The sequence below is a fragment of the Enterococcus sp. S183_ASV_20 genome, assembly GCF_018919685.1.
Taxonomy (GTDB): domain Bacteria; phylum Bacillota; class Bacilli; order Lactobacillales; family Enterococcaceae; genus Enterococcus; species Enterococcus faecalis.
This window is the reverse complement of the sequence record NZ_JAHLRI010000072.1, coordinates 1-9983: the sequence shown is the minus strand read 5'-3', so window position 1 is coordinate 9983 and position 9983 is coordinate 1. Positions and strand designations below refer to the sequence as shown.

9 protein-coding genes and 1 pseudogene are annotated in these 9983 nt (G+C 32.9%); 4 read left to right on the top strand and 6 right to left on the bottom strand.

All coding sequences use genetic code 11. The features are described 5' to 3' along the window. Positions 1–94: 94 nt before the first annotated feature. The 3 genes from KQI94_RS14110 to KQI94_RS14100 form a co-directional block, all read right to left on the bottom strand. Positions 95–1249 (bottom strand): vancomycin resistance histidine kinase VanS-A, encoded by a 1155-nt coding sequence (locus KQI94_RS14110; protein WP_002305818.1) that lies wholly within the window; start codon positions 1247–1249, stop codon positions 95–97. Next, positions 1227–1922 carry a vancomycin resistance response regulator transcription factor VanR-A gene (gene vanR-A, locus KQI94_RS14105; RefSeq protein ID WP_001280781.1) on the bottom strand — a complete coding sequence of 232 codons (696 nt, stop codon included), beginning with the start codon at positions 1920–1922 and terminating at the stop codon, positions 1227–1229. Before vanR-A ends, KQI94_RS14110 begins: the two co-directional genes overlap by 23 nt. A 213-nt stretch (positions 1923–2135) precedes the next feature. Next, complete coding sequence (locus KQI94_RS14100; RefSeq protein ID WP_001226076.1) at positions 2136–2711, bottom strand: recombinase family protein; 576 nt, start codon at positions 2709–2711, stop codon at positions 2136–2138. 145 nt (positions 2712–2856) lie between these two features. Here KQI94_RS14100 and KQI94_RS14095 point away from each other — a divergent pair. Further along, positions 2857–3210, top strand: a pseudogene (locus KQI94_RS14095) (DUF4158 domain-containing protein); the annotation flags it as partial. 162 nt (positions 3211–3372) lie between these two features. Here KQI94_RS14095 and KQI94_RS14090 read toward each other — a convergent pair. Then, positions 3373–6345 (bottom strand): Tn3 family transposase, encoded by a 2973-nt coding sequence (locus tag KQI94_RS14090; RefSeq protein WP_000653331.1) that lies wholly within the window; start codon positions 6343–6345, stop codon positions 3373–3375. Positions 6346–6475: 130 nt separating this feature from the next. On the opposite strand from KQI94_RS14090, the gene KQI94_RS14085 reads away from it, so the two are divergent. Beyond that, the gene (locus KQI94_RS14085; RefSeq protein ID WP_000238804.1) at positions 6476–7081 is read left to right on the top strand and encodes a recombinase family protein; all 606 of its coding nucleotides are present in this window, start codon (positions 6476–6478) and stop codon (positions 7079–7081) included. 132 nt (positions 7082–7213) lie between these two features. After that, the gene (locus KQI94_RS14080; protein WP_002393081.1) at positions 7214–7510 is read left to right on the top strand and encodes a hypothetical protein; all 297 of its coding nucleotides are present in this window, start codon (positions 7214–7216) and stop codon (positions 7508–7510) included. A gap of 166 nt (positions 7511–7676) precedes the next feature. Here KQI94_RS14080 and KQI94_RS14075 read toward each other — a convergent pair whose 3' ends face one another. Then, positions 7677–8018, bottom strand: coding sequence for a hypothetical protein (locus KQI94_RS14075; protein ID WP_002382053.1), 342 nt, complete (start codon positions 8016–8018; stop codon positions 7677–7679). A 3-nt stretch (positions 8019–8021) separates the two neighbouring features. Further along, entirely contained in the window at positions 8022–8924 is a 903-nt protein-coding gene (locus KQI94_RS14070; RefSeq protein ID WP_002382055.1) for an AAA family ATPase, read from the bottom strand. 395 nt (positions 8925–9319) lie between these two features. Here KQI94_RS14070 and KQI94_RS14065 point away from each other — a divergent pair. Beyond that, positions 9320–9983: replication initiator protein A (locus KQI94_RS14065; RefSeq protein ID WP_216454539.1), on the top strand; the 664-nt coding region annotated here is incomplete at its 3' end.

Here is a 9983-nt window from a genome sequence, read left to right as displayed (position 1 = left end):
AGATCAAGAGGAACTGATCCACTTGATCTCCAATTATTCTAAGATTTCTCTTTACCAACATCATTTGACAAAGAGCCAAAATTATATACATCTCTTAGGACCTCCTTTTATCAACCAAGTCTGGCATCGCTGGAAGCTCTACCCTAAACGTCGTATAGTTATCATTGCTTTCCGCGTAAATCTGCCCTCCATGCTGAACAATAATTTCTTTTGCAATCGCCAATCCAAGTCCCGCGCCACCCGTATCGGAAGAACGAGCATTGTCCAGCCTATAGAACTTTTCAAATATGGCAGCTAGCTTATCTTTTGGGATGCTTCCAGTGTTCTTGAATTCGATTGACACCACATCCCCGGAGAGGCCCGCGGTAATGTCAATGATGCTGTTATCCTCACTGTATGCAGCGGCGTTTTTCAAAATGTTGTTAAAGACTCTCGCGAGTTTATCAGGGTCGCCGGACACGGTCAGATCCTCGGGGGCGTGAATAACCGCCTGTTTTCCATGTGCGGAAAGCTGAGGATAAAATTCATCGGTCATCTGCACCAGCATATAGTATAGGTCTATGTGCGTTTTTGTTAGCGTTATCGTTTGTAGGTTATACCGTGTAATCTCAAAAAACTCGTCGATTAGCTGTTCGAGTCGATACGCTTTGTCCAACGTGATATGCACATACTTTGCCTTTTGATCTACCGGCATGTCTGGAGCCTCGTCAAGCAGGCTCAAATAACCGATAATGGATGTAAGGGGCGTTTTAATATCGTGCGCCAAGTACATAACAACGTCATTTTTTCTTTGTTCGGCCAGCTTTGCATCCTGCTCTCGCTTTTCCAGAGTCCGTTTTAATGTGTTGAGCTTTTGTTCCATAACATCCATTTCCGCAGAAAGCTCAATTTGTTTATCTTCGTTCTGAATAAGTACATCAATGCCGGTATTTATCTCGTCAAAGTATTTTGCGAATTTTGAAAGCATGACGCGACATAGAATAAGAATACTAATGACAATCGCCACATAAATAAAGATATCTATATTGTTCCGTATGGAATATTGATATAATTTCATCGCGTCCAGGTGATTTAAGTCATATTTGTTTTCCAAAATACTTAAGATCCAATCCCCAAGTTTCCCTCGGATCATTGAACGAATATACAACACGAATACAATTGCTACCACAACAATTGCAACGATATACATGTAAAGTTTTCGTTCTAGTTTGGAATAGTCGTTTTTTTTATTTTTCAATTTTATAACCAACCCCCCATACCGTTTTTATATATTTCGGATTATCAATGGTGTCGTTCATTTTTTCGCGCAAATGCCGGATATGCACGGTGATGGTGTTGTTGCTCTTGCTGAAATATTCGTCGCCCCATATCTCATGAAATAGCAGCTCGGAGCTAACCACATTCCCCTTGTTTTCACAGAGGATTCGCAGTATTGAAAACTCGGTGGGAGTAAGGGATAACTGCTTCTCGTTCAGATAACACTCATGGGTGTTAACATTAATGACAAGGCCGGAGTGGACGATAACATTTTCGTTCTGCTCCTTTACTCCACTGAATTTTTTGTATCGGCGCAACTGGGCCTTTACCCGAGCAATTAACTCCAGTGGGCGAAAGGGCTTCGTTATATAATCATCCGCGCCGATTGTTAACCCTGTAATTTTATCTACCTCTGTATCTTTCCCGGTCAGCATGATAATCGGATAGGTGTGCTTGTCCCTTATTTTTTGACAGATAGTAAGGCCGCTTGTGCCGGGAAGCATGATGTCCAATATGGCAAGGTCAATCTCAGACTTGTCTATACATTCCAATGCTTCTTTGGCGGTATAGTATTTGAAAACCGTATAATTCTCGTTTTTTAAGTATAATTCAACCAAATCGGCAATTTCATGTTCATCATCCACAATAAGTATTTTATCGCTCATAGTTATCACCCTTTCACATAAGTTTGCCCTTAATAATTTATCAGATTATAGGGCCGAATTTATAAGCATTTACATAATAAATGACTAAGAATTTCTTAAGATGATGATTCTTTTTTTATCAAAGGGCTTTTCGGCATCGCTAGGAGGCTGTTAATATTTTATAGTTTCCTTTTCTTCTTTAAAAATATTGCCCATTAGCGGAATACAGAATGGCTAATTATTCACTTCTGATAATTTCCTGTATAATGAAGCCCTAGATACATTAGTAATTTCACAAATTTGATTTACAGTCATATTTCCTTCTTTATATAGCTTTACCGCATAATTCATTCCTGCGTGATTTTTATGATACTTCTTTAATCGACCTTTAAACTTTCCTTCTTTCTTAGCCAATTCAATCCCTTCACGTTGTCTCATCCGAATAAGATCTCGCTCTAATTGGTTAACACCAGCCATTACAGTAATTAAGAATTGGCTGTATGGATTATCTTCTGATAAATCAAGCCATGTATCTTTTAGTGATTTTAAACTTGCCTTTTTATCTCGTATGTTATCGATTAATTCAAATAGATCTTGTGTACTACGAGTGATTCGAGTTAAGTCTGTAACATAAATGATGTCATCTTCCTGTAAATCGTCTAACACTTTTTGAAGTTGCTCGCGATCCTTTGTTGCTCCTGAAACTTTCTCTTCATATATAATATCCATTCCGATCTCGTTCAACTGCTGAAATTGTCTTGAAGGATTCTGGTTAGTCGAACTGACACGAATATAACCGATTTTCCGCAAAATATCACCTCATTTTTGAGACAAGTCTTATGAGACGCTCTTAACTATGATTTTATCAGTCTACTACATTTGTATCAATAGAGTACACTCTATTGATATATAATTGAACTAATAAATTGAAAATACAGAAATGGAATGATACTGAATGAAAATTGCGAGAGGTAGAGAATTGCTTACACCGGAACAGAGACAGGCTTTTATGCAAATCCCTGAAGATGAATGGATACTGGGGACCTACTTCACTTTTTCCAAACGGGATTTAGAAATAGTTAATAAGCGAAGGAGGGAAGAAAACCGTTTAGGATTTGCTGTTCAATTAGCTGTTCTTCGGTATCCCGGTTGGCCATACACTCATATCAAAAGCATCCCAGATTCGGTCATACAATATATATCGAAACAGATTGGTGTTAGTCCATCCTCGCTTGATCATTATCCTCAAAGGGAAAATACACTTTGGGATCATTTGAAAGAAATTCGAAGTGAATACGACTTTGTAACGGGGTACATGGAACATAGAAACGAAAATGCACGGTAGGATAAAAATATAATCACAAGAAACCTTGATTTCATACGATTCTTGTGATTATCTACTTTTCTATGCTAAATATTTTATTGGAACATTCATACGAAAATGCACGGTAATAAAAAAAGACGAACATTACTAAAATTTTTCCAAATTTAATGGACGTAATTTTCCATCAGAAAGTTCTTGTTCATATTTAAAGGTGTACTTGCCAACAAAATTAATATGATCACTAATTAAAGGAGATTGTTTTCGTAACATTTCTTCTGAACAATCATATCCTTCTTTTTTCATTTGTTCAAAGACTTTTTCTAAATACAATGAATTCCAATAGATAATGGCATTAGTAACCAATCCTAATGCATTAAGCTGTTCTTCCATTCCATCATAATAGGTTTGGTATAATTTTCCTTTACGTCCATAAAAAATATTTCGACATAAAGCATGACGTGATTCTCCCTTGTTTAATTGTTCTAGAATTTGTCGTGCATAAATTTCGTCAGAAATATAGCGAAGCTGATGTTTTGTTTTATACACTTTCCCATATTCAGTAATAGCTTTACCTAGCTCTGTTGGTTGCCCATTTCGTTGAAGTGCTTTTGTTAACTCTGTCGCATTAACTTTACCTGATTTTAAGGAACCTGCTACCCGAAGGATTTCTTCCCAATAAGTTTGAATAAGTGTTAAATTGATTTTATTTTGTGATAGTGTATTAAGTTCGTGATAATCCGCATCAGAATCAATTCGCCAAAGTTTTGTTCCTTTATCATTTGCGATTCGCGGGCTAAATTGGAATCCTAATAAGGCAAAAAGCCCAAATATCATATCACTATAACCAGCTGTATCTGTCATTATCTGATTAGGAGTTAGCTCGCTAGGTTGATTAAGAAATCCTTCTAATAAGTACAATGAATCACGGAGTGTACCAGAAACAACCATACCATGAAATCCTATATATTGATCAGAAATAAAATTATAAAAAGTAATTCCTCGACCACGCCCAAAATATTTTGGGTTGCTTTTAGAATATAGAGAACGTTGTGGAGTAGTATAACGAATACCATCAGCTGATGCCATATAACCGTCTCCCCATAATTTAGTTATAGCAAGTTTTCGGTGTGCATGAATAATTTTTTGATTAGCTGCAGAGAGCGTGTCTACTCGAATATAGTGGTGATTAACATAGATTAGGCGATCATATTTTAACGAATCAATACTATTTTTTGAAACTGGAGAAAAACCGATATTACAAGCTTCTGCTAAAAGAACAGCTAGTAAACTAATATCTAAGTCTTTCATTTTTGTGTCTTTGTCATTTAAGTGATTAAATAGTTGAGTAAGATTTAATTGTTGATTTACTTCTAATAACAAATCTGTTAAATCAATTTTGGGTAATAATTGTTGAATACGTAATTTAAACGCTTTCTCTTCTTTATTTTCATAAACTTTTTTTAATCTGGAAACAATTAATTGACTATTATTTTCTATTCGAGCCATATTAGAAGTAGGCCAACGTCTTAATGCTTCTTTGTAAGAAAGATCTAAATCTTTTTTTAACCATAAAGATACTTCTTCTCCAGAAGAAGGTAGACCTAGTTGTTCTAATACAATCCCTTTTTGTTGAAGCCATGTTTGTTTATCCAGTAAACAATCCATAGGATTGTTATAAAGATTGCTTTGGGAAATATAGATATCATGCCGTTTAAACGATTGAATTAAGCATTCAATTGCGGCAATTAAAACACATTTATTAGTCTGATTTGGATTTTCTTGAATATAATAAACCCATTTTTTTGGAATAGTATGTTCAATTGTTTGAAACATTTTATAAGTGATTGGTTTAGGGAAACGATTATTTATGAAAGACCAAAGTTCTTTACAATTATTTCCATAGTTGTTGCTGTCGAAATTTAAAGTAATTAAAATATCCGGAATAAATTTTTTAAACTTTCGATAAGTAGTTAGAAGTTCAACAATAGCAATAGGTTCTTGCTCATTTTTCACTAATTTTCTAACTTGTGTGACTGCAGAATAAATGCTTTCTTCAGAATATTTTTTTAAAATTTGACTACGTATAGAACTATCACTGTTATTAGAGGATTCTATCATAACAAATTCAACAATATCTGAAAGTGTTGAAGCTGCACGGTCTAAATCTTTAATTGTCCGAAGTCTTTCATTAGCTTCTTTATTCTTAGCACGTCTAAAAATTGTTTCAAAAAAATTAACCAGGGCTAAAATTTGTTCGTCCATAGCTTTTCGTTTATAGATATAAATAAATGCTACTAACAAAGCTATTTTTTTCTGTTCACTCATACGTTGAATCAATTGGGCTTTAGCTTTAAATGCATAATTGGCTAATATTTTTATTTTTCCTTCAGGAATTAATTTTATTTGCCAGTTTTCTGTAGAAAAAGTTTGGAATTGTTTTAATCGTTCAAATCCTCTAGAAATTTCTTTCAAACTGTAGTCAGTCAAAGGAGTTCTTAAAATATCCATTTTAATTGTTGCTCCATAAACAGGTGTTCCAACTAATTCTAAAAGATTTAAGAGTTGTTTTTTCTCCTTATTCGTTGGAATTAATGCTAATTGTTTATATAATTGCTCTTCAGCTTTTTCAACGATGCTAGCTATAAAACGTGAAAAAGTAGTAAACCCTGGTAATATTATTTTCTCATCTAAACATTTTTTTAGAAGCATATCAAAGAGCATATTCGTAGATTCTGTAGTATAAATGGCCCTATTTAATAGCCAATTACTTAAATACTTTTTTAGATGGCTAAACTCTTTATACCCATAAATATTTTTAATTAACTTGACATGATCATCTTTTGTTTGTCGCCTTTTATAATTATGTATCTCTTTAGGATTAATTTTTAGCTGAGCTGCCACATAAATAATCGCATTTTCAGGAATAGTGTTTATATCTGTACAAAATGTTCCTAAAAATCTTAGCGAACTTAATTGTAATGAAAATCCTAATTTAGTTGAAGACAATCTCATTGTAGAAATTATTTCTAAATCTTTTTCATGTAAATAAAAAAATTGATTTAATTGTTCAGCACTAGGCTCCCCTAAATAAGTTCCAAAAGAATCCTTTTTATCTTTCATTTATTCTGTTTTAATCCTCCTAGAAGTAAATTTTAAGTAGACTTATAATTTACTTTTAAAAATGTTATGATGACAGTAAAAACACAAGTAAATTTTACATGTAAATTATATCACTTTTTAAGGAGAGTTTATGGTAAAAATTGGCTATATTCGTGTGTCTGGTCAAGACCAAAATTTAGACCGACAAGTTGCACTGTTGAACCAACTCAAAATCGACAAATTATTTCAAGAAAAAGCAAGTGGAAAAGATTGTAATCGACCTGAATTTCAAAAACTGCTGAATTATATTCGCGAAGGAGATTGTGTGGTTGTTGCTTCGCTTGATCGTTTAGGAAGAAACTATGAAGACATCAAACAGACGGTCGCGTTTATGAAGCAGAAAAACGTCTCATTACAAATTCTTGACGCCCCATTTTTAAATTTCAATACAGGGAATGAACTGTTAGATACAGCTATGTTTGACATGTTTTTATCGTTATTGAGTTATATTGCCCAAAATGAACGAGAAAAAATTAAGGAGAGACAACGTCAAGGGGTCCTTTTAGCCAAACAAGCGGGACGGTATAAAGGACGTCCGACAGAGTATGCGCCAAATTCTAAAAACCCTCAAAAACGTCTTGTTTACCAAACAGTAGTCAAGCAATTAAAACAAGGAGATACAGTAGCAGAAATCGCAACAGAAAATGGACTTTCTCGGCCAACCGTATACAAAATAAAAAAAGCGAATAATTTGTAGATTTTATCTACAGTTATTCGCTTTTCTACCGTGCATTTTCGTTTCTATGTTCCATGTACCCCTTATTGCATGTTTTTTAGTACAATATTACTGCAAACGCATTAATAATCTAAGAAAGGAAACTTACCCACCATGCCTAGAAAAACCTTTGTATATCCACACCCTATCAACGCATACATTATCAAGCAACTAGGGATTACTGTAGAAGAATTTTGTGAATTACATGCTTTCTCTCAAGGAACTGTTTCTTCTTGGATTACTCGCAACAAAAAAATTGAAACACTTCCTATCTCATTTATTTATTCTCTTTCTTTGTCGGCCAGCAAGACTATGGATCAGGTCTATTCAGACCTTCTAAAACTGCAAGACGATTATTTGCTACACTTAGAACATCACAGACGAACTAAAAAAATTATTGATGAAAGATAGCTATATTATTTAGGGAGTTTTACTGTCGTTGATATATATGTGTATTTTTGTAAATGTGGACATTTACAATTGTGTAATTTTTTAACTAATTATTACTTGCTATATATTGATTCATAATAAAAATATTCACATGTGTACTTTTGTAAATTTACACATGTGAATATTTTTATTTTTTCATTTTCTTTCTCTCTATTTTTTTCAATTCTTTCTCTCGTAACATTGCTAACGTTTCTTGATATTTTTTATTCTCTTCCTTAGTCTTGTTTTTGACTGCTTCATATACAAGTTCAGCCATTAACTCATAAGTATAATGATATTCAGAAGTCGCTAACAATGCATCAAATTCTATTTTTTGATCAAGAGGCACACGTATTGTTCCCCTCTCATTAGCTAAGATATCCTTAGGTATGGTTTCAGCTCCACTGTAAGGTTGTTCTGGTCTAGGTGTTTCCTGATAAAGATTTTTATTTCTATTTCCTATTAGTGATGGTTTTCTATTTTCAGTCATGGTCTAATCTCCTTCTATTAAACTAATTCTTGTGACAAGTTCTTTAGTAATTGGTATTAATGTATCAATGTACATTTTACTATTCCAATAACCTTCTAATGTAACGCCATGTCTAGGGATGTTTTGTATTGGTTTTTTAAAAGGCAAAATATTCTCAAATACATTTTCCTTTCCAAAAATTGTATATGCATCATTAAGTGATGAAGTGTCAATACTACCGTTCTTAGTCATTTGATTAGGCAAAATACCTACAACTTCAAACTCTGCTCTTGTATTTTCTACTAAAGGTATTAAAGTATCTTCTAAAAATTCTTTTGCACCGTCTAAACTGTCGCTCTGAGTTTGAAATGCAATTAGTATATAATCACTAACATATGATACAGCTCTAACATAATCAGAAACCGTAGGCGGCGTATCAAAGAATATATAATCATAATTGTCTTTTAATGATTCAATCAATGAATTGAAATATTCATAGGCTTTGTCTTTCACTTCATAAAAATCAGGGTCTGTTTTATCAACTAATCCAAACTTTTTAGACAGAAACGTAGGGAAACTTTCTAAATCTGATGAAGATGGAATAAAATCTAAATTAGGTAAAACGTTGATAACTAGATCAGTAAGATTACCTTCAACGATACCAGCCATTAATGTTTTTTTAAATACAACAACTTCGTCTTCATAATAATTTTTTCGGGTTACGAACATACTTTTAGTTGTATTCGCTTGAGGGTCCATATCTATGAGTAAAACTTTTTTACCTGAAAAAGCTAACACAGACGGAAGTAAACGAACAAGGGAAGATTTACCTACACCACCTTTTTGGTTACCTATACTAATTACTCTGCACCTTTCTTCTAATAGATTGGCTAGTTGTTCAAACTCTTCTACTATAAGCTCTATCATGAAAGTTCCTCCTTTTTTTATGTGTAATTTTTCAAATTTACACATTTACATTTGTGTAAATCTCTATGCTTAAATTATACAATAGGCAATTTAAATAATCAATGTTTTTTTACACATTTACACATTTTTATTTGTGTAATTAGTAATATAATCAATAATGAAAGTCTTCCGCTATGTGTATTTTTACAAATGTGTAAATGTACACATAATTTTGTTTAACCTGATAATATTCAAAATTAGATATTTACACAAATACATTTTTGCACTTGTGTATTTGTGTACTTGTGTAAATATTGCGTTAAAATATTACTTTACAATCGAATTGTATTCCTGTAGTTTACAAGATAAGAATACGTGGACGATTGATAACACTTACATTCTAAAGGAGCTTTAAAATGGAAAATTTTCAATTTTACAAATCTAAAGAAATTTACAGAGAAAAATACTATCAAATGCCAAAAGTATTTTTCACAAATGAAGTTTACAAATCTTTATCCAACGACGCAAAAATTGCATACATGCTTTTAAAAGATCGGTTTGATAATTCCGTTAAAAATAATTGGGTAGATAGTGAAGACAATATTTATTTTATCTACACAGTTGCTGAATTAATGACTCTGCTAAATTGCAGAGAAGGAAAAGTATCAAAAATAAAAAAAGAGCTTGAAGCAGTTAATCTTCTTAAACAAAAAAAAGGTAGAGTAAAGAAAATTAATGGAAAAATAGAAACTACACCTAACCTGCTATATCTCGGAAAACCTAACGTTACTTCAGAAGATGTTTTCAAAATCAATGAGGAACAAAACAATGTTAATCCTGTAATTGCGAAAATCGCAAGTACAGAAAAAGTCAGTGATATCAACGAAAATCCTGTAATTGCGAAAATCGCAAATACAGAAAAAGTCAATGATATCAACGAAAATCCTGTAATTGCGAAAATCGCAAATACAGAAAAAGTCAATGATATCAACGAAAATCCTGTAATTGCGAAAATCGCAGACAATCTATTCTATACTTCTTATTTAGATACATTAGATACATTAGATACTAAAAAAGAAG

Excerpts from the sequence above, each read along its gene's own strand:
- vanR-A (WP_001280781.1), bottom strand. The coding sequence starts at position 1,922 with ATGAGCGATAAAATACTTATTGTGGATGATGAACATGAAATTGCCGAT.
- KQI94_RS14085 (WP_000238804.1), top strand. The coding sequence starts at position 6,476 with ATGGTAAAAATTGGCTATATTCGTGTGTCTGGTCAAGACCAAAATTTA.
- KQI94_RS14075 (WP_002382053.1), bottom strand. The coding sequence starts at position 8,018 with ATGACTGAAAATAGAAAACCATCACTAATAGGAAATAGAAATAAAAAT.
- KQI94_RS14070 (WP_002382055.1), bottom strand. The coding sequence starts at position 8,924 with ATGATAGAGCTTATAGTAGAAGAGTTTGAACAACTAGCCAATCTATTA.
- KQI94_RS14090 (WP_000653331.1), bottom strand. The coding sequence starts at position 6,345 with ATGAAAGATAAAAAGGATTCTTTTGGAACTTATTTAGGGGAGCCTAGT.
- KQI94_RS14080 (WP_002393081.1), top strand. The coding sequence starts at position 7,214 with ATGCCTAGAAAAACCTTTGTATATCCACACCCTATCAACGCATACATT.